At 45.1% G+C, this 24,845-nt stretch carries 21 protein-coding genes; all 21 read left to right on the top strand.

Going from position 1 to position 24,845, the window contains the following annotated elements; genetic code table 11:
- The first annotated feature begins 14 nt into the window (after positions 1-14).
- The 21 genes from AB4Z50_RS19825 (at position 15) to AB4Z50_RS19725 (ending at position 24,840) form a co-directional block, all read left to right on the top strand.
- Positions 15-809: a phosphatidate cytidylyltransferase gene (locus AB4Z50_RS19825; RefSeq protein ID WP_430054928.1), complete on the top strand. Its 795-nt coding sequence runs from the start codon at positions 15-17 to the stop codon at positions 807-809.
- 16 nt (positions 810-825) lie between these two features.
- Positions 826-1,965 carry a 1-deoxy-D-xylulose-5-phosphate reductoisomerase gene (locus AB4Z50_RS19820; RefSeq protein WP_441881256.1) on the top strand — a complete coding sequence of 380 codons (1,140 nt, stop codon included), beginning with the start codon at positions 826-828 and terminating at the stop codon, positions 1,963-1,965.
- Positions 1,966-2,053: 88 nt separating this feature from the next.
- The gene (gene rseP, locus AB4Z50_RS19815; RefSeq protein ID WP_076269180.1) at positions 2,054-3,328 is read left to right on the top strand and encodes an RIP metalloprotease RseP; all 1,275 of its coding nucleotides are present in this window, start codon (positions 2,054-2,056) and stop codon (positions 3,326-3,328) included.
- A gap of 10 nt (positions 3,329-3,338) precedes the next feature.
- Positions 3,339-4,787 carry a proline--tRNA ligase gene (gene proS / locus AB4Z50_RS19810; RefSeq protein ID WP_441881253.1) on the top strand — a complete coding sequence of 483 codons (1,449 nt, stop codon included), beginning with the start codon at positions 3,339-3,341 and terminating at the stop codon, positions 4,785-4,787.
- 43 nt (positions 4,788-4,830) lie between these two features.
- The gene (locus tag AB4Z50_RS19805) at positions 4,831-9,138 is read left to right on the top strand and encodes a PolC-type DNA polymerase III (protein ID WP_441881251.1); all 4,308 of its coding nucleotides are present in this window, start codon (positions 4,831-4,833) and stop codon (positions 9,136-9,138) included.
- Between the two features lie 169 nt (positions 9,139-9,307).
- A complete protein-coding gene (gene rimP, locus AB4Z50_RS19800; protein WP_441881249.1) occupies positions 9,308-9,769 on the top strand; it encodes a ribosome maturation factor RimP in 462 nt (153 codons plus the stop codon).
- A gap of 38 nt (positions 9,770-9,807) precedes the next feature.
- Positions 9,808-10,905 carry a transcription termination factor NusA gene (gene nusA / locus AB4Z50_RS19795; protein WP_054028947.1) on the top strand — a complete coding sequence of 366 codons (1,098 nt, stop codon included), beginning with the start codon at positions 9,808-9,810 and terminating at the stop codon, positions 10,903-10,905.
- Between the two features lie 54 nt (positions 10,906-10,959).
- Positions 10,960-11,274, top strand: a complete 315-nt coding sequence (rnpM, locus tag AB4Z50_RS19790) for an RNase P modulator RnpM (RefSeq protein ID WP_076269184.1) — start codon at positions 10,960-10,962, stop codon at positions 11,272-11,274.
- Positions 11,261-11,593: a L7Ae/L30e/S12e/Gadd45 family ribosomal protein gene (locus tag AB4Z50_RS19785; RefSeq protein ID WP_054028945.1), complete on the top strand. Its 333-nt coding sequence runs from the start codon at positions 11,261-11,263 to the stop codon at positions 11,591-11,593. The genes rnpM and AB4Z50_RS19785 overlap by 14 nt, the downstream gene beginning before the upstream one ends.
- Positions 11,594-11,654: 61 nt before the next feature.
- Complete coding sequence (gene infB, locus AB4Z50_RS19780) at positions 11,655-14,216, top strand: translation initiation factor IF-2 (protein ID WP_441881435.1); 2,562 nt, start codon at positions 11,655-11,657, stop codon at positions 14,214-14,216.
- Positions 14,217-14,223: 7 nt separating this feature from the next.
- Positions 14,224-14,580, top strand: coding sequence for a 30S ribosome-binding factor RbfA (rbfA, locus tag AB4Z50_RS19775; RefSeq protein ID WP_054028943.1), 357 nt, complete (start codon positions 14,224-14,226; stop codon positions 14,578-14,580).
- On the top strand, positions 14,577-15,566 hold the full coding sequence (locus AB4Z50_RS19770) for a DHH family phosphoesterase (RefSeq protein ID WP_441881246.1): 990 nt from the start codon (positions 14,577-14,579) through the stop codon (positions 15,564-15,566). The genes rbfA and AB4Z50_RS19770 overlap by 4 nt, the downstream gene beginning before the upstream one ends.
- Positions 15,567-15,569: 3 nt before the next feature.
- On the top strand, positions 15,570-16,484 hold the full coding sequence (gene truB, locus AB4Z50_RS19765; protein WP_441881244.1) for a tRNA pseudouridine(55) synthase TruB: 915 nt from the start codon (positions 15,570-15,572) through the stop codon (positions 16,482-16,484).
- A 44-nt stretch (positions 16,485-16,528) separates the two neighbouring features.
- Positions 16,529-17,476 carry a bifunctional riboflavin kinase/FAD synthetase gene (locus tag AB4Z50_RS19760; protein ID WP_441881242.1) on the top strand — a complete coding sequence of 316 codons (948 nt, stop codon included), beginning with the start codon at positions 16,529-16,531 and terminating at the stop codon, positions 17,474-17,476.
- 213 nt (positions 17,477-17,689) lie between these two features.
- Positions 17,690-17,959, top strand: a complete 270-nt coding sequence (gene rpsO, locus AB4Z50_RS19755) for a 30S ribosomal protein S15 (protein ID WP_053375765.1) — start codon at positions 17,690-17,692, stop codon at positions 17,957-17,959.
- Between the two features lie 152 nt (positions 17,960-18,111).
- Positions 18,112-20,211, top strand: a complete 2,100-nt coding sequence (gene pnp / locus AB4Z50_RS19750) for a polyribonucleotide nucleotidyltransferase (RefSeq protein WP_076269189.1) — start codon at positions 18,112-18,114, stop codon at positions 20,209-20,211.
- A 202-nt stretch (positions 20,212-20,413) separates the two neighbouring features.
- Entirely contained in the window at positions 20,414-21,409 is a 996-nt protein-coding gene (locus AB4Z50_RS19745; RefSeq protein WP_441881239.1) for a polysaccharide deacetylase family protein, read from the top strand.
- A 123-nt stretch (positions 21,410-21,532) separates the two neighbouring features.
- Positions 21,533-22,801: a M16 family metallopeptidase gene (locus AB4Z50_RS19740; RefSeq protein ID WP_076269191.1), complete on the top strand. Its 1,269-nt coding sequence runs from the start codon at positions 21,533-21,535 to the stop codon at positions 22,799-22,801.
- On the top strand, positions 22,782-23,225 hold the full coding sequence (gene dut / locus AB4Z50_RS19735) for a dUTP diphosphatase (protein ID WP_339208965.1): 444 nt from the start codon (positions 22,782-22,784) through the stop codon (positions 23,223-23,225). Before AB4Z50_RS19740 ends, dut begins: the two co-directional genes overlap by 20 nt.
- Before the next feature lie 128 nt (positions 23,226-23,353).
- Positions 23,354-24,253 (top strand): dipicolinate synthase subunit DpsA, encoded by a 900-nt coding sequence (gene dpsA, locus AB4Z50_RS19730; protein ID WP_441881236.1) that lies wholly within the window; start codon positions 23,354-23,356, stop codon positions 24,251-24,253.
- A complete protein-coding gene (locus tag AB4Z50_RS19725) occupies positions 24,250-24,840 on the top strand; it encodes a dipicolinate synthase subunit B (RefSeq protein ID WP_441881234.1) in 591 nt (196 codons plus the stop codon). Before dpsA ends, AB4Z50_RS19725 begins: the two co-directional genes overlap by 4 nt.
- The last annotated feature ends 5 nt before the right edge of the window (positions 24,841-24,845 follow it).

Here is a 24,845-nt window from a genome sequence, read left to right as displayed (position 1 = left end):
AGTGTGACTTTTCATTGAGACAACGATTGATTACTGGAATTGTAGCAGGTGCAGGCTTCATAGGTTTAACAATAGCAGGCGGATGGTTATATACAACTCTCCTCGTATTGCTAGCTATTATTGGTTTTACTGAATATGCGCGAATGAATGGTGTAGCATGGTCGCATCCGTCAACTTTGCTCGGATATGCGGGTGTGCTACTGTTTGTGCTACCATGGTCTGATTGGGGTATTGTTATTCCATCTTTCCTGACTATTGTTTGGATGCTGGCCTTCTTGCTGCTTGCCCTAACCGTGATTACCAAAAATAAAACGACAATTGATGGCGCCGCACTTATGTTGCTAGGCGCTTTATATGTAGGTTACGGCTTTTCAGCAATGGGCGAAGCTCGTCAAATTGAGGAGCATGGCCTATTGTGGACGTTTTTGTCCTTTGGCTGTATTTGGGCTTCGGATATCGGTGCTTATTTTACTGGACGAGCCATTGGGAAAACGAAGCTATGGCCATCAATCAGCCCGAACAAAACGATCGAAGGCGCTTTAGGCGGCGTATTGTTATCCTTAATCGTATCGGCAGTATTCGCACTCACGATGCCCGATTTTATTGATTTGCCAAAGGCTTTGCTAATCGGTTTAATTGCTGCAGTAGCTGGACAGTTTGGGGATTTGATTCAATCTGCTTATAAACGTGTGAGAGATATAAAGGATACAGGTACGCTTCTGCCAGGACATGGCGGAGTGCTTGATCGATGCGATAGCTGGCTAATCGTGTTTCCGCTGTTAGTGCTTACCGGGCTGCTGCCTGTATAAGTCAGGAGGATTTTGTGTGAAAAAAATAAGTATATTAGGTTCGACAGGTTCAGTCGGAACACAGACGCTGGACGTTATTGCCCATGATCCTGATCGTTATCAGGTTGTTGGCTTGTCCGCTGGTGCGAATGTCGATTTGATTATAGAGCAAGCCAAACAATTTAAACCTTCGCTCGTTAGCTTAGCTTCCAAAGCAGACGCAGAAGCCGCTCGTCCCCATATGCCGCCTGGAACAAAGGTTGTCTATGGCGAAGAAGGACTTGTTGAAGTAGCCGCTGGGACGGACGCTGATGTCGTTGTGACAGCAATTATGGGAAGCAGAGGGTTGCCGGCAACATTGGCGGCGATTGATGCGGGGAAAATGATTGGTTTGGCGAACAAAGAGACACTCGTAACGGCAGGTCATATCGTCATGGAACGTGCGAAACAGCGCGGAGTATCGATTTTGCCGATAGACAGTGAACATTCGGCGATTTTTCAATGCTTAAACGGCGAAGATCGCAAATCTATCAATCAAATTACATTAACAGCCTCCGGCGGCTCCTTTCGTGATCGCACAAGAGAACAGCTTGAGGGTGTAACAGTAGCTGAAGCGCTAAATCATCCCAATTGGTCGATGGGCGCAAAAATTACGATTGATTCAGCGACTATGGTTAATAAAGGGCTAGAAGTTATTGAGGCAAGATGGCTGTTCGATGTTACATACGATCAAATAGGTGTCATTATTCATCCGGAGAGCATCATTCATTCTTATGTGGAGTTTACCGATCACAGCATAATCGCGCAGCTTGGAATGCCGGATATGCGAGTACCGATTCAATATGCGTTGTCATATCCGGAACGGAATGTAACCCCGACAAGCAGGCTGAACCTGGCACAAATCGGAAAGCTGCATTTTCGCGAGATGGATTTTGAAAGATATCCATGTCTAAGGCTGGCATTCGAGTGCGGGAAGCTAGGTCAATCAGCTCCTGCAGTATACAATGCTGCAAACGAGGTTGCGGTGGCACGGTTTTTGAAGGGTGAAATTACGTTTCTTGACATTGAACGGATATTGGAAACGGTCGTTGGCAAGCACGAAGCAGCTGATATCAATGATTTGCAGATGATCTCAGAAGTGGACGCTTGGGCAAGACAGCTGGCCCAATCCGTATAATATCGGTTAAATTCCGGTTCTCTTGTATCGGACGGGAGAATAATGATAATCTATGTACAGGCCGTAACGAACAGGAGGCTTCAGCTTAATGCACATGATTCAAGTTGTTTTCTTGACCATACTCGTTTTTTTCGTGATCGTAACGATCCATGAATGGGGTCATTACTATTTCGCAAAACGCGCAGGCATATTGGTGCGAGAATTCGCAATTGGCTTCGGGCCGAAGCTTTTTTCGGTAAAACGTGGCGAGACGAGATATACGCTTCGATTAATACCTGCCGGCGGTTTCGTTCGAATGGCGGGAGAAGATCCAGAAATCGTTGATGTCCAGCCTGGTCAAACGATCGCGGTTCGTCTGAAAGACAATAAAGTGACTAGGCTTTATTTGGATCGTCTTGATGACCGCAGCGGTGTTATTCGCGGAGAAATCGTGGCGATCGATCTTGAGCGCAAGCTATCTGTTACACTTGACGTAGAAGGGGAAAACGAGATTTTCTCGGTACACCCTACTGCTTTAATGATCACAAAAGGCAAAGAAACACAAATCGCGCCGCTCGACAGACAATTTGGCAGCAAAACAGTAGCGCAGCGTGCACTTGCTATTTTTGCTGGCCCTATGATGAACTTTGTGCTTGCATTTGTATTGTTTGCTACCTACATTCAGTTAGCAGGTGTTCCTGTTGAGTCGCCTGATAAGCTGCTTGTTAATGAAATATCAGAAGGCATGCCAGCTGATAAAGTAGATTTGAAAAAGGGCGATGTCATTGACGCTGTCAACGGAATCAAAATCGGAGCTGATTTTGATAAAATGATCGCGATTATCGGCAAATCACCGAATGTTCCTGTTAAAATGGATATTATTCGTGACGGCAAGGCTCAGCAAGTTGTTATAACACCTGAACCGAATAAAGAGGGTGTAGGCAAGGTTGGGATCAGTGCCGCATTGCCAACACGTCCGGCTACTTTCTCTGAAACGTTCACAGGCGCAGGCAAGCTCATGAAAAACATGACAGTAAGCATTTTTGAAGGCTTCAAGAAGCTTATTTTCGGAGAGTTCAAGCTTGATGATCTTGGCGGACCTGTGCGAACAGCAGAAGTAACGAGCCAGATTGCTCAGCAAGGCATTGCTCAGTTAACATCATGGACAGCACTGCTAAGCTTGTATTTAGGAATATTTAATTTGCTGCCGATTCCTGCCCTTGATGGAAGCCGCCTTATATTCCTCGGAATTGAAGCGATTAGACGCAGGCCGATTGATCCGAACCGTGAGAGCATGGTACATTTTGTCGGTTTCGCGCTCATCATGTTATTAATGCTCGTAGTAACTTATAATGATATTTTACGATTGGTAAAAGGGGAGTAAATAGTCGCTTATGTCTAAAGATAAACAGTTTGTTACAGAAATCACGCCTCAAAGCGAGGATTTCTCCAGATGGTATATTGATGTTATTAAAAAAGCCGAGCTTATGGATTATTCGCCTGTAAGAGGCTGTATCGTGTTCCGTCCTGAGGGCTATGAGCTTTGGGAAAATATTCAGCGTGATCTGGATCGCCGCTTTAAGGAGACGGGACATCGCAATGCGTATTTCCCGCTCTTTATTCCTGAGAGCTTTTTCCAGAAAGAAAAAGAGCATGTTGAAGGCTTTAATCCCGAGCTGCCTTGGGTAACTGAAGCAGCTGGCGAGAAGCTCGAAGAACGCCTTGCTATTCGTCCAACATCGGAAACGATGTTTGGGCATATGTATTCGAAATGGATTCAATCGTACCGCGATCTTCCGCTGCTCATTAACCAATGGGCAAACGTCGTTCGCTGGGAGAAGCGCACAATGCCATTCCTTCGTACGAGTGAGTTTTTGTGGCAAGAAGGCCATACAGCGCATGAAACAGAAGAGGAAGCGCGACAAGAGACGATGCAGATGCTTGATGTTTACACGCAGTTCGTTGAAGAATTCCTTGCTATCCCTGTAATCAAAGGTGAAAAAACGCCTTCTGAGCGGTTCGCCGGTGCGGTTGATACGTATTCGATCGAAGCGATGATGAAGGACGGGAAGGCTGTTCAAGCCGGAACATCGCATTATTTGGGTACGAAGTTTGCAGTTGCTTTTGATATTAAATTCCTTGATCGTGAGAATACATTGCAATTCGCTCATACAACTTCTTGGGGCGTGAGCACAAGACTAATCGGCGCCCTTATTATGGTTCACGGCGATGATCGTGGTCTGGTGCTGCCTCCTAAAGTTGCTCCAACACAAGTGGTTATGATTCCAATTGGCCCTGCAAAAATGCGCGAGCAGGTTGTTGGCCGTGTGGATGAGCTTTATGCAGAGCTTAAGAAAGCCGGTATTCGCGTACGTGTGGACGATCGTGCTGACGTGAGCCCAGGCTGGAAGTTCAACGAATATGAGATGCGCGGTGTTCCACTACGCCTTGAGCTTGGACCGCGTGATATGGAAAATGGACAAGTTGTGCTTGTTTCCAGAGTTACTGGAGAGAAGCGTATTGTACAGCAAGCTAATCTTCTAGCAGAAATAGAAACTATGCTTGAAGAAACGCATCAAGAAATGTTTAATCGTGCGAAGCAGTTCCGTATTGACAACTCTCGTTCGGTTGAAACGCTTGATGAAATGAAAAGCTTTTTGGAAGAACAGCGCGGCTTCGTAGAAGCTGGCTGGTGCGGCTCTGCTGCTTGCGAGAAGCAGGTCAAAGAAGAAACTGGAGCGACAAGCCGGAATATTCCATTTGCCCCTGAATCGCACAAAGAAACATGTCTCGTATGTGGAGATCCATCCAAACATACTGTTGTATTTGCAAGAGCTTATTAAGGACTGAAGCTAGTTCGGTTCGGATCTTAAGGAGTGGTATTTTATGAGCCAAACCGCAAAAAAACGGCAGAGTTTTGAAATGCTTTTACAGCATATTCAGCTGCCGCAAGAACTTATACAAACCTATTTTCAAGATGGATATATAGATCAAGTTATCGTTAGCAACAGCAATCAAGAATGGACGTTTTGCATCCGCAAAACGTCCATGGTGCCTTTACAGGCCTATAATGGGCTATGCCAGGCGGCTAGAATGAAGTTTGAGTCTATCGCTGCAGTCAGTTTCTTGCTGATTTATGATCCTGTTGTAGAGACGGAATCCATTGTGCTGCAATACTGGGGTTTGTTCATGGAGTGGGCACAGAGCGAGATCGCTTCCGTAAATGGATGGCTGCAGAAATCGTCGATCACGGTTGAAGGAGACTTGCTAACTCTATCTCTCCTTGACAATACAGGATTGGATCTCGCTCGGAAGAAACGATTGGATGATGAAATTATTCGTTTCTTTAATGAAAATTTCCAGCGCGCATGCAAAGTGAAAATGATCGTCAGCGAATCCAGGCAAGAAATTTTGGATGAATTCTCCCTTCGGATGGTGCAGGAAGAACGGGAATATGTGCAGGAGCTGATGGCGAGCGCGCAATCCGAGTCTGAGCTCGTCGATGAGAGTGAAATCAAGCTGGCGGTTGGTTATGATATTCGGGAAGAGCCGGTTCCATTGATGAATATCATCGAAGAAGAGAAAAAAATTACAGTACAAGGCGCGGTATTCGGCCTCGAAGTGAAAGAGCTTCGTAACGGAAGCACATTGTTTACGTTCAATGTAACTGACTTCTCCGACTCTATCGCGATGAAGATGTTTGCGAAGACGAAGGACGATGTGAAAATATTGAACCAGCTTGCCAATGGCAAGTGGGTCAAAGCTCGCGGCCGCATAGAATATGATCGCTTCATGCAAGAACCGGAGCTTGTGATGATGCCGAATGATTTGCATGAGGTCAGAACACCTGCTGAGCGTATGGATAAAGCGGAAGAAAAGCGCGTCGAATTTCATCTCCATACAACCATGAGCGCTATGGATGCGGTAACTCCGGTAGATGTCTATATAAAGACGGCTGCCAAATGGGGACATAAGGCGATTGCAGTAACGGACCATAGCAATGTTCAATGTTATCCGGATGCGAATAAGTCAGCCAAAAAACACGGCATAAAAGTGCTTTTTGGTGTTGAAGCGAACATCGTGAACGACGCAGTGCCAATGGTGCTGGAATCAAGACCTGAGCCGCTTGCGACAGCAACTTATATTGTTTTCGATATAGAGACAACGGGCCTTTCCGTTATTAATAACAAAATTATCGAGCTTGCCGGCGTTAAAATGCGTGATGGCAAAGAGATTGATCGATTCTCTACCCTAATTGATCCGCATGAAAAAATTCCTTACCACATTACGCAGTTGACTAACATCAATGATGATATGGTAAAAGGGCAGCCGGATATTGAGCCTAAGCTTAGAGAATTTATTGAATTCATTGGTGATGATGTTCTCGTCGCCCACAATGCAAGATTTGATATTGGCTTTATTCAAGCCAACTGCAAAGCTTTCGGCATGCCGGAAGTGAAAAATCCAGTGCTCGATACGCTGGAGCTCGCTCGATTTATTTTTCCAACGCTCAAAAATCATCGTTTGAATACGTTAGCAGATAAATATAAGGTTAGTCTCGACAACCATCACCGCGCTGTAGACGATTCCCTTGCTCTTGGCGGCGTGTTGTATGGCTTGATTGCAGATGCAGCTGAGCGAAATATTACGAATCTACATCAGCTAAATGACTATGTAGGCATTGATTTATCTAATTCTCGGCCTTTCCACAGCAATATTTATGCACTTAATGCTGTTGGAAAGAAAAATTTGTTCAAGCTTATTTCCATCTCGCATACAGAGCATTTCAAACGGGTAGCTACAATTCCAAAAACGAAGCTTGTTGCACACCGTGAAGGCTTGCTCGTTATTTCTGGTTGTGAGAAAGGTGAGTTTTTCGAAACCGTTCTGAATAAGTCGTATGAGGAAGCGCTGGAGGTTGCACGTTTCTATGATGTGCTTGAAATCCAGCCGATTGATTTCTACATGCACTTAGTTGAGAAGGGGCTAGTAGGCAGCCGAGCTGAGATTGAGCAGGCGCATCGCCGGATTTGCCAAATCGGGGATGAGCTGGGCAAGCCGGTTATTGCTACAGGAAACGTTCATTACTTGAATCCGCGCGACAAAATGTATCGTGACATAACGATTCATGGGATCACTGGTTTTAGCCCGCTTAAGAGTATTCGCAAGCCAGATGCTCATTTCCGTACAACGGAAGAAATGCTGGAGGAATTTGCATTTTTAGGGGAAGCAAGAGCTCGTGAGGTCGTCATTACGAATACAGTTGAGCTTGCTGATCGATTTGAGCCGTATGATATGTTCCCGACGGGACTATTTGCTCCAATTATTGAGGGTGCCGACGAGGAAATTCGCAACACTTGTTATGACACAGCGAAGTCGATGTATGGGGAAGATCTTCCTCAGGTTGTTATTGACAGGCTGGAGAAAGAACTTATTCCTATTATCAAATTTAAGTTTTCTGCCAACTACTTGATCTCGGAGAAGCTTGTTAAGAAATCGAACGCAGATGGATATTTGGTCGGCTCACGGGGATCGGTTGGTTCCTCGGTCGTTGCCACATTCCTGGGTATTTCAGAGGTTAATCCGTTGCCTGCCCATTACTTGTGCAAAAACTCGGATTGCAAGCATAGCGAATGGTTTTTGGACGGAAGTATTCCGAGCGGCTTCGATTTGCCGGACAAATTATGTCCGAAATGCGAGAAGCCGATGAAGGGTGAAGGACAGGATATTCCGTTCGAAACCTTCCTTGGCTTCAAAGGCGATAAAGTTCCCGATATCGATTTGAACTTCTCCGGAGACTATCAACCGATTGCCCATAACTATACAAAAATATTGTTTAGCGAGAAGTGTGTGTTCCGTGCAGGAACGATTGGTACGGTTGCAGAGAAAACGGCCTATGGTTTCACTAAGAAGTATGAGGAAGAGCATGGCAAGAAATGGCGCGGTGCTGAACTTGCCAGACTTGCTAGTGGCTGTACGGGTGTAAAACGAAGCACGGGACAGCATCCAGGCGGTATCGTCGTTGTTCCCGATTATATCGATGTTGAAGATATAACACCTGTTCAATTTCCAGCAGACGATGTGAATGCGGAATGGAAGACAACTCATTTTGACTATCACGCGTTTGATGAAAACTTGCTTAAGCTCGATATTCTGGGGCACGATGATCCGACAATGATGCGGATGCTGCAGGATTTGACCGGCGTTGATCCAACGTCAATACCGATGAATGATCCTAAAGTCATGAGCATGTTCAACTCGACCAAAGCACTTAACGTGCCAGGCGAGCAAATTCGCTCTTCGGTAGCCACTTACGGAGTGCCGGAAATGGGAACGAAGTTCGTTCGTCAAATGCTTCAAGAGACGCAGCCTTCTTCGTTTGCCGATTTACTGCAAATTTCCGGATTGTCTCATGGCACGGGAGTTTGGCTAGGAAATGCACAAGAGCTGATCAAGAACGGCACTTGCAACATCAAGACGGTAATTGGTTGCCGGGATGATATCATGTTGTTCTTGATTTATAAAGCTGGAATGGACGCTGGACTTGCATTTAAAATTACGGAAAGTGTACGTAAAGGTAAAGGCTTGACGCCAGAGTGGATCGAAGAGATGAAGCGATGCAAGGTGCCGCAGTGGTACATTGATTCTTGCCTGCGCATCGAGTATATGTTCCCGAAAGCACATGCCGCGGCCTATGTCATATCGGCAGTTCGCACCGCCTATTTCAAGCTTTATCATCCAATAGAGTATTACGCTACTTACTTTACAGTAAGAGCGGACGATTTTGATTTGGAGCTGCTTTGCCAAGGATATGATGCGATCTTGCGTAAGCTGATCGAGATCGAAGCCAAAGGATTTAATGCGCTCCCTAAAGAGAAAAACATGGTGTCGCAGCTGGAAATGTCACTTGAGATGACGGCGCGCGGCTTCTCCTTTAAGCCTATCGATCTGTATCGTTCTGACGCGACGAAGTTTCTTGTAGATGGGGATTCCCTTATTCCGCCATTTGCTGCCATTGCGGGAATTGGCGATAACGCCGCACGTAATATCGCAGCCTCAAGAGACGATGGCGAGTACTTGTCAATCGAGGATTTCCAAATGAAATCAAAGGCGACAAAAACGATTATTGAGGTTCTTGGAAACATGGGCTGCTTCCGTGGATTGCCTGAATCTAATCAGCTTTCACTGTTCTAGAAGCGGCTTGAATAGAAAAGATTTCTTGTCACTATAGTGCGGTTATGTTATAATTTTTCTGGCAATGATGATTATAAAGACTTTGATGCAGAAGAGTGGGGAAACCCACTCTTTACGTTTTGTTAATGGCAAAATGGCATAGTGCGTATAAACAGGAGGTCAACTGAATTTGAGTACATCCAAAATCAAAGCCGCTGTCCAGGAAATGGTTTCACCATACCTCAGCAGCAATGGATTTGAACTGGTTGATATTGAGTATGTAAAAGAAGGAAGCAATTATTTCCTTCGTATTTTCGTAGATAAAGAAGGCGGCATCGACATCGATGACTGCGGTCGTATCAGCGAATTCATAAGTGAGCAATTGGACAAAAACGATCCAATTACAGATGTTTATTTCTTGGAAGTATCTTCTCCAGGTGCAGAAAGACCGCTTCGCAATGAAGATGAAGTACGTAAAGCAATCGGTAAGCACGTTTACATAACGACATATGAACCGATTAGCGGCGCTAAAGAATTTGAGGGGCTGCTACTTGCTTTTGATGGAGAAAATGCAGTCGTTCGTACAGCCAAAAAGGAATATAGCATTCCTTATGCTAAGGTGGCTGGCGCCAGACTCGCAATCGTGTTCTAAATATTCGTTTCTATATTGAAAGGGGGAAATCCAGTCCAATGAGTATGGATTTTATTGAAGCACTACAAGAAATAGAAAGAGACAAAGGGATTACCAAGGATGTGCTCCTTGAAGCCATTGAGGCTGCTCTTATCTCCAGCTACAAAAGAAATTTTAATACCGCTCAAAATGTACGCGTCGATATTAACCGTCATACTGGTGTTATCAAAGTATACGCCCGCAAGACTGTTGTTGATGAAGTACTAGATCCGCGTCTGGAAATTACAGTGGAGGCTTCAAGAGAAATCAATCCTCATTATCAGCTTGACGATATTGCGGATATTGAAGTTACGCCGCGTGATTTCGGACGTATCGCTGCTCAAACAGCGAAGCAGGTTGTTACTCAGCGTATTCGTGAGGCTGAGCGCGGACTGATTTATAATGCTTTTATCGATAAAGAGGAAGATATCGTTAACGGTATCGTTCAACGTCAGGATGTTCGCAATTTATTTGTGGATCTAGGCAAGGTTGAGGCTGTATTGCCTTTGACTGAGCTTATGCCAACTGATAAGTTTAAGCATGGTGACCGCGTGAAGTCGTATATCACGAAAGTTGAGAACACGACTAAAGGTCCTCAAATCATTTTATCCCGCACGCATCCTGGCCTTTTAAAACGTTTGTTCGAGCTTGAAGTGCCTGAGATCTATGACGGAGTAGTAGAAATTCGTTCGGTTGCTCGTGAAGCTGGCTTCCGTTCAAAGATTGCGGTTCATTCCCGTAACTCCGAGGTTGATCCAGTCGGTTCATGTGTTGGCCAAAAAGGACTGCGCGTTCAGACGATCGTAAACGAGCTTAAAGGTGAAAAAATCGATATCGTTCGTTGGTCTGAAAGCGTGGATGAATATGTTGCGAATGCACTTAGCCCTTCAAAGGTGCTAGAGGTTATCGTATTCGAACAAGAGAAGATGGCCAGAGTAATCGTGCCGGATTACCAACTATCGCTTGCGATCGGTATTAAAGGTCAGAATGCAAGGCTTGCTGCCAAGCTGACTGGCTGGAAAATCGATATCAAGAGCGAAACGCAGGCAGAGCAGGAGTATGGACGTCCGAAATCAATGACTACGGTCATGCATCAGGATTCAGTATCCATCGACTAATCTGAATTTTTCAACAGATACGCGTCAATTCAGCTGGCAGAGGAGGGGTGTACAATGAGACCGAGAAAAGTACCGCTTCGCAAATGCGTCGCTTGTCAGGACATGATGCCGAAGAAGGAACTCATTCGGATTGTGCGGACACCGGCCGAAGAGGTGCAGATTGACCTGAAAGGCAAACAAGCTGGCCGCGGTGCATATTTATGTGGTAAAGTCAGTTGCTTTAAATTAGCGAAGAAATCCAAGGCGCTTGATCGAGCACTGAAGCAGCATGTTGGTGAACACATTTACGATCAACTTGAGCAGGATTTTATAGCGGTAGAGGAACAGTTTATTGCTGGTAAGGAGCTGATAAGCGATGAAGCAGAATAAGAGCTTATCACAGCTTGGCATGGCAATGCGTGCCGGAAAGCTGATTACAGGCGATGAAATTGTCCTCAAAGCTGTAAGAAATAAACAAGTGCATCTCGTTATCCTTGCAGGAGATGCTTCAGACAATACGAAAAAAAAGTTTCGTGACAAATGCAACACCTACGGAATACAACTCGCCGAAGCATTCGACCGTGAGCAACTAGGAAAGGCGATTGGTAAGCCAGAACGGGTTGTAATAGCGGTAACCGATGCGCAATTCGGAAAAATGATTGCGAGTCATCTGAGCCATAATACGGAGGTGGATCATATTGGACAATAAACAAGACAGCAAGGACAATAAAGATAAGCTGCGCGTTTACGAGTATGCCAAGTCACTTAATATGAGCAGCAAAGAAATCATAACGATCCTAAAAAGACTTGATTTGCCAGTCAATAACCATATGAGTGTCATGGAAAACGAAATGGTAAATAAGGTTGAAGGTTTTTTCCGCAATATTAAACAAAATGCAGCTGCAAAGCGCGCGCAAGAAACAACAAATGTAACGGTTTCTTCCGCTCAACCTACTGCCAACAAGCCGCAATCGCAGCAGCCACAACAGCAGGAGAAGAAGCCGCAGCCAGTACAAGAAAATAAAAATACGAATCAAGACAGACAGGGGCCTATGAATTCTATTAATACGAAACCACAAACAACCCAACAGCAGTCAGAACAAAGACCAGCAGGACAACAAACAAGTCGTCCAGCATCACAATCAAGCAGCAACCGTCCATCACAAGGCAGTTCTAATTCGAGCCGTCCAAGCCAAGGACAAGGCGGACAAGGTAATCGCCCAGCGGGCTCTAACGCGGGTTCAAGCCGTCCATCACAAGGTCAAGGCGGACAAAGCAGCCGTCCAGCATCATCTGGACAAAGCCGTCCTTCACAAGGCGGACAAAGCAATACTGGCAGCCGTCCAAGCGCTCCGCGTTCAGACGCAAGCAGCCGTCCAGCACCATCTGGCCAAAGTCGTTTCGACTCTAAGCCAGCACAAGGACAAGCGCGCGGTAACGACAACAGAAACGCAAGACCTGGCCAAAAAAGATTTGAAGACGGCAAACCAGGCGGCTTCAGAGGCAACAATGGCCGTGGTGGTCAAAAAGGTCGCGGCGGCAAGTTCCAACAACAACCGCCACGCGAGAAAATTGACAATACGCCAAAGAAAATTATTGTACGCGGTACAATGACTGTTGGCGAATTGGCAAAATTGCTGCATAAGGATGCATCAGAAGTTATTAAAAAACTGATTTTCCTTGGCGTAATGGCTACGATCAACCAAGAAATCGATATGGATGCGATTCATTTGATCGCAACAGACTACGGGGTAGAGGTTGAAGTGAAAATTCCTGTTGAGGAAGATTCCTTCGAAACTGTAGAAGAAACAGACGAAGATGAAAATTTGGTGACACGTCCACCGGTTGTTACCATTATGGGTCACGTTGACCACGGTAAAACAACTTTGCTTGATGCCATTCGCAAAACGAATGTTACAGGCGGAGAAGCCGGCGGAATTACACAGCACATCGGTGCTTACCAAGTTGAAATTAACCATAAAAAAATTACGTTCCTCGATACACCTGGTCACGAAGCGTTTACGCTTATGCGTGCACGCGGTGCGCAGGTAACGGACATTACGATCATCGTAGTAGCAGCTGATGACGGCATCATGCCGCAAACGGTTGAAGCCATCAACCATGCAAAAGCAGCTGGCGTTCCTATTATCGTAGCGGTTAACAAAATCGATAAACCAGAAGCGAATACAGAGAAAATCAAACAAGAAATGACTGAATATGAACTCGTTCCGGAAGAGTGGGGCGGCGACACTATTTTCGTCGAAGTTTCCGCTAAACAAAGAATTGGTCTTGAAGGCCTTCTTGAAATGATTTTGCTCGTTGCTGAGATGAATGACTACAAAGCTAACCCGAACAAACGCGCTCGCGCTACGGTTATCGAAGCTGAGCTTGATAAAGGTAAAGGTCCTGTTGCACGTATTCTCGTTCAACACGGTACTTTGAAAATTGGGGATGCTTTTGTTGCAGGTAACTGCTTCGGCCGTATTAGAGCAATGGTTAATGATAAAGGCCGTCGCTTAAAAGAAGCAGGTCCTTCCACGCCAGTAGAAATTACTGGTCTAACAGAAGTTCCATTAGCTGGAGATCCGTTCATGGTATTTGAAGATGAGCGCAAAGCCCGTGATATTGCTGATCGTCGTTCCATTAAACAGCGTCAATCAGATATGGGTGCGAATACACGCGTAACGCTTGATGATCTGTATAACCATATCAAAGATGGTGAAATTAAAGATCTGAACGTTATTATCAAATCCGACGTTCAAGGTTCTTCTGAAGCACTTAAAGGCTCGCTCGCAAAAATTGAAATCGAAGGCGTTCGCGTAAAAATCATCCACAGCGGTGTTGGCGCGATTACAGAATCGGATATCATTTTGGCGTCAGCTTCCAATGCTATCGTAATCGGATTTAACGTTCGTCCTGATCCACAAGCAGAAGCAACAATTGCACAAGAAAAGGTTGACGTTCGTATGCACCGCGTCATCTACAACGTAATCGATGAGATTGAACAAGCAATGAAAGGCATGCTTGATCCAATCTACAAAGAGGTTGTTATTGGCCACGCTGAAGTTCGTAACGTATTTAAAGTGACTAAAGTTGGCGCAATTGCAGGTTGTATGATTACTGACGGTAAAATTTCTCGTAACGCTGAAGCACGTTTGGTTCGTGGCGGTATCGTTGTCTTCACAGGCAAAATTGAATCCCTAAAACGTTTCAAAGACGATGCTAAAGAAGTTGCAGCAGGTTATGAGTGCGGTATCACGCTTGATCGTTTCAACGATGTTCGTGAAGGCGATATTATCGAAGCATTTGTCATGGAATCAGTAGAGAGGTGAGTAAAGCATGGCAAAAATCCGAGTAGGGCGGGTCGGCGAACAGATTAAAAAAGAGCTGAGCCAAATTATACAAACAGAGTTGAAAGATCCTAGAATCGGATTCATTACTGTAACAGGTGTTGAAACATCAAGTGATCTCTCACAAGCAAAAGTGTATTTAAGCGTGCTTGGCAGCGAAGAGCAGAAGGAAGCGACGCTTAAGGCACTAGCGAGCGGAACAGGATTTATTCGTACAGAGCTTGGCAAGCGCATGCGCCTTCGCCATACACCCGTATTGCTGTTCAAGTTTGACAGCAGTATTGAATATGGCAGCCGCATCGAGGCATTGCTTGAAAACATCAACAATGGGAATTCAGCTCGATGATAAATCAAAGCAGCTATTCGATGCAGCTAGATGAAGCGCTGGCGTTCATGAAAACTTACGATCATTTTTTGGTCGTATCACATGTACAGCCTGACGGTGACGCTATTAGTTCTACTGTTGTCGTAGGCTGGATGCTTGAGAAACTTGGGAAGTCGGCAGTACTGATTAATGAAAGCGAGCTGCCGTCCAGACTTCGTTTCTTACATCAATTTGATTCAATTCTCAATTACAAGCGCGATGTAAATCAGCAAACATTTGATGCCATTATTTCGGTCGATTGTGCGGATTTCAAACGTATTGGAGAGGTAGCGAGCAGCTTTGCACCAGATGCAAAGCTGCTTAATATCGATCATCATCCAACAAACAATGGATTTGGCACCATAAATGTTATACAGGCAGAAGCTGCGGCTACTGTTGAAATATTGTATGATTTAATCGAGAGAGCAGAAATCGCATTAGATGTGAATTGTGCAACAGCAATCTACACTGGTTTATTGACCGATACAGGCGGGTTTCGTTATTCCAACACGAGTCCGCGTGTCATGGAGATTGCCTCGCATTTGCTCGCTTTAGGTGTGTCCGGCAATGAGCTCGCTGATCATCTTCTAGAGAAAATGACTATGGCGAAGCTCAAGCTTCTCCAGCTCGCACTCAATCGCCTCACATTTACGGATAACTTAGAGATCGGCTGGGTCTATATTGGCAAAGATGATTTGCGCAATACAGGTGCTGTTCCTGAAGATCTAGAAGGAATCGTGAATTATGCGCTTAATGTAGATGGAGTTGAAGTCGGCATTCTATTTAAAGAAACAGAAGAAGGTGCAGTCAAAGCAAGCATGCGTTCAGCAGGCAAAGCCAATGTAGCCGCAATTGCGCAAGCATTCGGTGGTGGCGGTCATGTGCGTGCAGCAGGATGCCGGATTGAAGGTTCTTTAACGACCTCGATTGAAGAGCTAGTGGAAGCAGTCAGAAAGGCGTTGATTTAAGCGATGGACGGCATTTTGGCAGTTTGGAAGCCTGAAGGCTGGACTTCTCATGATGTGGTTGCAAAAGTACGCCGAGTGCTAAAGATGAAGCGAATTGGTCATACAGGAACGCTTGATCCTATGGTTACGGGTGTATTGCCGCTATGTCTTGGGCGTGCAACGAGAGTAGTCGAATATGTGCAAGAGCGGCCTAAGTCATATGAAGCCGTATTGCAGCTTGGAATTGCAACAGATACAGAGGACATAACGGGTACAGTTATTGCGCGGCAATCGCCAATATCGGTTACAGAAGAGGATGTTCGCCTTGCACTGTCGCAGTTTTTAGGCGAGATTGATCAAGTACCTCCCATGTTTTCCGCTGTCAAAGTTGATGGCAAGCGATTGTACGAGTTAGCTAGAGAAGGAAAGACCGTTGAGCGGAAATCGAGAAAAGTAACGATTCATCAAATAGATCTCATTGACACTCAGCTCGATCTTGATCAGCCTCAGATTTCGTTTTCTGTCGTTTGTTCAAAAGGTACATACATTCGCACGTTATGTGTGGACATCGGCAAAGCACTAGGTGTTCCTGCTACAATGGCCCATTTGACGCGAACGATGTCAGGCGGCATTACAAAGGAAAGCTGCTTGACGCTTGAGCAAATCGAGCAATTGCAGCAATCCGGTGAATTAAGCGGACATATCATTTCCGCCGATGAAGCCATTACACATTTGGATCGTGTGACGATTCCAGAATCGTTTGGGAAACTTGCACTGCAAGGACAGAAAGTTAGTCTCAGCCATTCAGTGGAACATGAAGCATTGACTTTAGATGGACAACTTATACGTCTTTATAATGATCAAAGCTCGTTTCTAGGTATTTTTCAGATTGATTTGAATACAAATGTTTTCAAGCCAATCAAAGTGTTTTCAGCTTAGCTTATCGTTGTAGAAAGTTAATAGGAAATGCAGGTGCTTCAGCGTTGGAAATTATTCCATTAAGTTTTCCTTTAAACGGTTTGTCCACGTTGTCGCTGGACAAACCGCTTTCCATAGCAATCGGTCATTTTGACGGGGTTCATCGTGGACATCAGAACGTGATTCGCCAAGCTGTAAATGCGGCGAAGGAATCCGAGATGCTATCAGCGGTTTTGACATTTGATCCTCATCCGAAGGAAGTTCTCGGACAAGGTGAGCAATATTATCGTTGCCTTACGCCTTTTGATGCGAAGACAGCGTTATTTGCAGAGCTTGGCGTAGATCTTGTATTCATAATGAAGTTTGATCTTGAGTTTGCTTCAGTATCACCTGAGCGCTTCGTCAATGAGGTTCTGCGCACACTCCGTGCTAAGCAGGTCGTTGTAGGCTTTGATTTCAACTTCGGCCACAAAGGCTCAGGTAATGCAGAGACTTTGAAGCAGCTGGCAGAGCCTGATATTTCTGTTCATATCATTGAGCCTTTGATCGAGAACGGGGTAAAAGTAAGCAGTACTTATATCCGTGAAGCACTTGAGCAAGGTGATCTTGAACTGGCAGAACGATTGCTTGGCAGGCCATATGAAGTTGAAGGGATCGTTGTTCATGGGGACAAAAGAGGTCGTACGATCGGGTTCCCAACAGCAAACCTGCAATTTAATGCCCCATATATCGCGCCAAGACTTGGCGTTTATGCGGTAATGGCTTGGGTTGGTGATACCGCATACCCTGGTGTTTTAAACTATGGCTTAAAACCAACCTTTAATAAAGATGAGCTGAAACCTGTAATGGAAGCTCATTTGTTTGACTTCAACAGCGATATATACGGTGAGCATATGCGTTTGCAATTGCTATCGTTTATCCGTTCGGAGAAAAAATTCAATTCCATTGCCGAGCTTGTTGAGCAGATTGGATCTGATTCTGAGCAAGCGAAGGCGATCCATGGTTACAACTAACTGATCGTATCATCCATTCGTGTGTAAACGAATGTTGGGCATTCTTTATTTATGATCCTCGACATTCGTCCACCTTATGTGTTATACTATACAACGTTGTAAGTAGTCATACATTTTGTGTGACATACGGACAAACTTAACCTTAGCTTGGATGTCCGATCTCACCGACGGCTTCGAGGCTAATGGCGATTATCAAGAAGGAGGTGAATTAGGATGGCAATTACACAAGTACGTAAAAACGAACTGATTGAGACGCATAAGACACATGCAACTGACACGGGTTCCCCGGAAGTTCAAGTGGCTATCCTGACTGAAAACATCGTTAACTTGACTCAACATTTGCGGGAGCACAAGAAAGATCATCATTCCCGTCGTGGTTTGCTCAAGATGGTAGGTCAGCGCCGTAAGCTGCTTGCATACCTTAAAAACAATGATGTTAGACGTTACAGCGCATTGATCGAAAAACTCGGCCTACGCCGCTAAAACATGCGTAAAGAAAAGCAACCTGGTTGTCCAGCCGTCCGGGAATAACGGATGAGCGGATTCGGGTTGCTTTTTGTAATAGGGAAACACTCGGAATAAACTGCCCATTAGCAGTGAAATAGACTAATCGAATAACTATTAGGAGGGATAAAATGGTACAACGAATTGAGATGATGGTAGGCGGAAGACCGCTATCCATTGAAACTGGCCGCCTTGCGAAGCAGGCGAATGCAGCAGTCACTGTTCAGTATGGTGATACTGTCGTATTGTGTACGGTAACAGCGTCAGCAGGTCCGAAGGATCTGGATTTCTTCCCATTGACTGTTAACTATGAAGAACGTTTGTATGCTGTTGGTAAAATTCCAGGTGGATTCATTAAACGTGAAGGCCGTCCAAGCGAGAAGGCGATTTTGTCCAGCCGACTTACGGACAGGCCTATTCGTCCGTTATTCCCAGAAGGTTTCCGGAATGACGTTCAAGTCATGAACATTGTAATGAGCGTGGATCAGGATTGTTCGCCAGAAATTGCGGCTATGATCGGTACTTCTGCTGCACTATCCATTTCTGACGTTCCTTTTGACGGTCCAATTGGCGGAGTAAACGTTGGACGTGTTAATGGCGAATTCATTATTAATCCGACGGTAGAGCAAAGCGTAGAAACGGATATTTTTGTAGTTGTCGCAGGAACGAAAGATGCGATCATGATGGTGGAAGCAGAAGCAAACGAAGTTTCTGAAGCAGTAATGCTTGAAGCGATTATGTTTGGTCATGACGAAATTAAAAAGATCGTAGCAAAAATAGAAGAGCTGCAAGCTGTAGCCGGCAAACCGAAAATGGAAGTTAAGCTACATACTGTAAATGAGCAAGTGAATGCTGATGTTCGCGCTTATGCTTCTGCTGGTTTGGTTGAAGCGATTAAGGTTGAAGAAAAGCATGCTCGTCAAGAAGCAATTGACGCTGTTAACAGCGCAGCAGTTGCTCACTTTGAAGAGCAATATATCGATACGCCAGAACTTCTCTCTGATGTTAAAGAAGTTCTTTATGACATCGTGAAGGAAGAAGTACGTCGTCTTATTTCTCATGATAAAGTTCGTCCAGATGGCCGTTCGCTTGATGAAATTCGTCCAATCGATTGTGATGTGGCAATTTTGCCTCGCACACATGGAACAGGGCTGTTTACTCGTGGACAAACACAAGCACTAAGTATTTGTACACTTGGCGCAATGGGCGACGTTCAAATTTTGGATGGTATTTCACCAGAAGAAACAAAACGTTTCATGCATCACTATAACTTCCCGCCGTTCAGCGTTGGTGAAGCTCGTCCGCTTCGTCCGCCAGGCCGTCGTGAAATCGGGCATGGTGCTCTCGGAGAACGTGCACTTTCCAAAGTTATTCCATCTGAAGCTGAATTCCCTTACACGATTCGTCTTGTTTCGGAAGTTTTGGAATCTAACGGTTCTTCTTCACAAGCAAGCATTTGCGCAAGCACACTTGCTATGATGGATGCAGGGGTACCAATCAAAGCGCCAGTAGCTGGTATTGCTATGGGTCTCATTAAAGATGGCGATCACTTTGCAATTCTTTCTGATATTCAAGGGATGGAAGATCATCTCGGCGATATGGACTTTAAAGTTGCAGGTACAGCTGAAGGCGTTACAGCTATTCAAATGGATATCAAGATTGCCGGCATCAACCGCGCTATTTTGGAGCAATCGCTTGAACAAGCTCGCCAAGGCCGTATTTTCATCCTAGGTAAAATGCTCGAAAGCTTGCCGACTACTCGTCCAAACTTATCGAAGTATGCACCGAAAATTTTGACGCTTCGCATTAATCCGGACAAAATCCGTGATGTTATTGGCGCAGGCGGAAAAATCATCAACAAAATCATTGAAGAAACTGGCGTGAAAATCGATATCGAGCAAGACGGAATGGTATTTATCGCTTCTTCAAACGAAGAGATGAACCAAAAAGCTAAATCGATTATCGAAGGTATTGTTAAAGAAGTGGTTGTTGGTGAAATTTATATGGGTACGGTTAAGCGCGTTGAGAAGTTCGGTGCTTTTGTTGAAATTCTGCCGAACAAAGATGGACTTGTCCATATTTCTCAATTGTCAAATGAACGTGTTGCAAAAACAGAGGATGTCGTTAACATTGGCGACCAAATCAAAGTTAAAGTAACCGAAATTGACGGACAAGGCCGTATTAACTTGTCTGCCAAAATTTTGATGACGCCAGAAGCATCGCCGCAATAAGCTTTTAAGGCTTGGCGGTCATATTAATAAGAAGAAAAGAGACAGATTTGATCTGGCTCTTTTTGTTTTTTTAAGCGACATCGGGTCACCATCTAGCCCATCCGCTGCATATTCTCGTCCTACTTTTCATACATATGAATTAACATGCCGAAATAAGGTCAAGCTTAGGAAGCGTGCGAGGACTTATATGGGAGTGGGAATAATGATGCTTAGAAAATCAGCTGCAATTGTGGCAAGCATGCTTCTAGTGCTTGTATTCGTCAGTATGAACGACGACATATCAAAATTTCTCTCTTCTTTAAAATATGATAATAAAATGGTTTATGCACAATATTCTTATACGCAATCGGAGAAGCAGAGGCTGCTGAACATGATTTCAGAAGAAGCAGATAAGCTGAATATTGCACCAGTAGACGCGCGGATTGATCGTGTTTGGAGAGCTATTCCAGGGTATAACGGCTTGGAAGTCGATGTGGATAAAACACTCGAAGCTGCATTGCTCGCTCCGCCTTCTCAAACCATTCCTTATGTATATAAAGAGGTTGAACCCGAAATTAGCCTTAATGATCTTGGTCCACATCCGATCTTTCGCGGCAATCCCAACAAAAAGATGATATCGCTTATGATCAATGTTGCTTGGGGCAATGAGTACATAGATTCCATTTTAAAAACACTTAAACGTGAAAAGGTGAAAGCTACCTTTTTCCTTGATGGCAGTTGGCTAAGTAAAAACGCTGATGTTGCTAAGCAAATACAAGCTGAAGGACATGAAATGTCTAATCATGCGTATACTCATCCTGATATGAGTGCGATTAGCAGGGAAGCGCAATACAATCAAATAGCCAAAACCGAAGCTTTATTAAAATCGAGCTTGAACGTAAACAACAAATGGTTTGCTCCGCCTTCGGGCTCTTTTAATCAAGCTACTGTCCAGATCGCCGAGGAGCAGGGGTTAAAAACGGTGCTGTGGACCATTGATACGGTTGATTGGCAGAAACCGCCGGCAGATGCCGTTGTGCGCAAAATTGCAGCGAAATTAGAGCCTGGAGCGCTAATATTAATGCATCCTACAGCCACAACACGAGATGCGCTGCCTGGCATAATTGCTACAGCTAAATCAAAAGGCTACGCGATAGGAACGGTTAGTGAGACGCTTTCCTCCAAGCGGATTCCCGATGAAGTTGAGGGAGCGGACTGATTCTGCTATAGTAAAAACATTCATGTTTAGAGTCACATGTATATGATGTCAGTTTTGTAAGGCAAAATGATGAGACGTATAATTATGATCATTTTGCTGCACAAAACATGAGGAGGACTACTGATGAACAAATACACACTTAGCAATGGATTGCGTGTTGTCGTTGAATACATACCGACAGTAAGATCAGTATCGTTTGGCATATGGGTCAAAACGGGCTCACGCAATGAGACACCTGAAAATAACGGCATCTCCCATTTCATTGAACACATGCTGTTCAAAGGCACAGAAAGCCGTACTTCAAAGGACATAGCGGATTTATTCGACGGTATAGGCGGAAATGTCAATGCGTTTACCTCGAAGGAATATACGTGTTATTTTGCCAAGGTGCTTGATGAGCATTTGCCGCTTGCCGTAGACGCTCTCTCGGATATGTTTTTTAATTCCCAGTTCGATCCGGAAGAATTGGCGAAAGAAAAAAATGTTATTCTAGAGGAAATCTCTATGTATGAGGATACTCCGGATGATAAGGTGCATGACGAAGCTTCTCGTGCAGCATTCGGTGAACACCCGCTTGCTTATTCGATACTGGGGCTTGAGGATCGTTTGACTGCCATGACCTCCGATACGCTTCGCGGATATATGAATGATACGTATACACTTGAGAATGTAGTAATCAGTGTTGCGGGCAATGTTGAAGAGCAGAGCTTGCTTGCGTTAATGGAACAATATTTTGGAAGCTTTAAGAATAGCAAGCCAGCCTCATCCATCATTACGCCTCCGGCATTTCATGGCGATTATTTGTTTTACAAAAAGAAAACAGAGCAAAACCATCTATGTGTTTCTTTCCCGGGGTGCTCGATTACCGATTCAAATTTGTATGCCATGATTCTTCTTAACAATGCTATAGGGGGCGGAATGAGCTCGAGGCTGTTCCAAGAAATAAGAGAGAAGCGCGGACTCGCGTATTCTGTCTATTCCTATCACACTTCCTATGCGGATACTGGCTTGTTTACTTTATATGCTGGAACGGCGCCTAAGCAAACGAAGGAAGTACTTGATTTAACGATGGAGCAGATGAACGAGCTGTCCGTAAAAGGATTAGGCGAGGATGAACTGCACCGCGGCAAGGAGCAATTGAAGGGCAGCTTGATTTTGAGCTTAGAGAGCACGAGCAGCAGAATGAATCGATTGGGCAAAAACGAGTTGATGCTCGGTCATCATTACACGCTTGATGAGCTGTTGAAGCGTATCGATTCGGTGCAGATGTCAGATGTAGTTGATGTTACGAAGCGTATGTTAGCTGCTCCTTTCTCCGTTGCAATGGTCGGAACGAATGATAAAGCAGCAGCAGAGCTCAGGAGGGATCAATTTGTATCAAGTTCAGTTTAAACGATTAGAAGGAAATGAAGATATAGCCATACCGAAAAAAATGTCCGAATGGGCAGCTGGCTTTGATCTGCAAGCTTCTGTAGGAGAGCCTGTTGTATTGCAGCCAGGCGAGCGTAAGCTTATTCCTACCGGCTTTGCAATGGCAATGCCCGGGGAGCTGGAGGCGCAAATTAGACCGCGCAGCGGCCTTGCGTATAAGCATGGCATTACTTGCTTGAATTCACCAGGAACGATTGATGCGGACTACCGAGGAGAAGTGAAAGTGCTGCTCGTTAATTTAGGCGATCAGCCGTTTACAATTACGCGCGGGGAAAGAATAGCTCAAATGGTATTCCAACTCGTGCCGGCAGTTACGATTATAGAAGCTGATGAGCTGCCTGACACCGTACGAGGTGCCGGCGGGTTTGGACATACTGGCGTTTAAGCGATTTGAATTCATAAATGAGTATTAAGAAGATCGGGCATATGCCCGATCTTTTTTTCTTTTTCACCCCGCTCTGGGCGCAAGCATAAGATGATCTAGAGCTATTAGCAAGAAAGGAGTGAAGCTTAATGCTAACAGGCGTTCAAGTGCTGCTGCTTGGTGGTGATGCAAGGCAGCTGGAGGTAATTCGAAAGCTGACTGAGCTTGATGCTGCTGTCACAGTTTCGGGTTTTGACGGCTTGCATTCGTCACTCGACGGAGCGGTACAGGCGGAGTTCGAGGAACAGCTTTTTGAATCCGTCGATGCGTTGTTGTTGCCTGCCGTAGGCACTGATGATCAAGGGATCATCCAGAGTGTTTTTAGTGACCGACAAATGCAGCTGGCAGACAGCCATTTTGCAAAGCTGCCAAAACATTGCACAGTATATACAGGAATGGCGAAGCCTTATTTGCGTCAGCTATGCGAGCAGCATTCACTGTCGCTCGTTGAGCTGTTTGACCGTGATGATGTTGCCATATACAATTCAATTCCGACAGCGGAAGGCGCCTTAATGATGGCCATTCAGAATACGGATATTACGATTCATGGGTCTTCTTCTATGGTGCTTGGTTTCGGTAGAACAGGCTTTACAATGGCACGAACGCTTCAAGGTTTGGGGTCCAAAGTGAAGGTCGGTGTACGGCGTTCAGAGCAGTTCGCAAGAGCGGCAGAGATGGGTTTTGAGCCTTTCTACATCAGTGGTTTATTGCATCATGTGAGCAATATTGACTTGCTTTTTAATACAATTCCGACTATGATAGTCACAGCACAAATTATCGCAAATTTACCTTCGCGAGCCGTCATTATTGACCTCGCATCGAAGCCTGGCGGGACAGATTTCCGCTTCGCTGAGAAGCGTGGCATTAAAGCGATGCTCGCACCCGGACTACCCGGTATCGTCGCACCGAAAACAGCTGGACGTATCATAGCGGATTGCTTATCTCAGTTGATTTTGGACGATACGATTAAGCGGGGGAATGGGATATGAATTGGTCTGGAATTACGGTAGGTTATGCATTGTCAGGCTCACATTGTACGTTTGCTGAAGTTATGCCTGAAATTAAGCGGTTCGTCGATGCGGGGGCCAATGTGGTGCCGATCGTTTCGAATACACTTATGACAACGGACACTAGATTTGGAAAGTCCGAGGATTGGCAAACACAGTTAAAAGCGATTACCGGAAATGAACTTATTTCGACCATTGTGCAGGCGGAGCCACTTGGGCCTTCTAAGCTGCTGGACGTTCTTGTCATAGCACCTTGCACAGGAAATACGACAAGCCGACTTGCAAATGCGATAACGGACAGCGCAGTACTTATGGCTGCTAAAGCCCAAATGCGCAACGGCCGTCCGCTGGTTCTTGCTATTTCGACAAATGATGGACTTGGTTTAAATGCCGCTAACATAGCGAAGCTATTAGTGGCTAAACATATTTATTTTGTACCGTTCGGCCAAGATAACCCGGTGCAGAAGCCTAATTCGCTTGTTGCCAGAATGGATTTGGTCTTGGAAGCATGCGAAGCTGCCCTCTCTGGCAAACAGCTGCAGCCTCTGCTTATCGAACGTCATTCATGACACAC

This window comes from Paenibacillus sp. 2TAB26, from assembly GCF_052115145.1.
GTDB lineage: Bacteria > Bacillota > Bacilli > Paenibacillales > Paenibacillaceae > Pristimantibacillus.
Note: the sequence above shows the minus strand (reverse complement) of the source record. Positions and strands in the feature narration are given on the sequence as shown.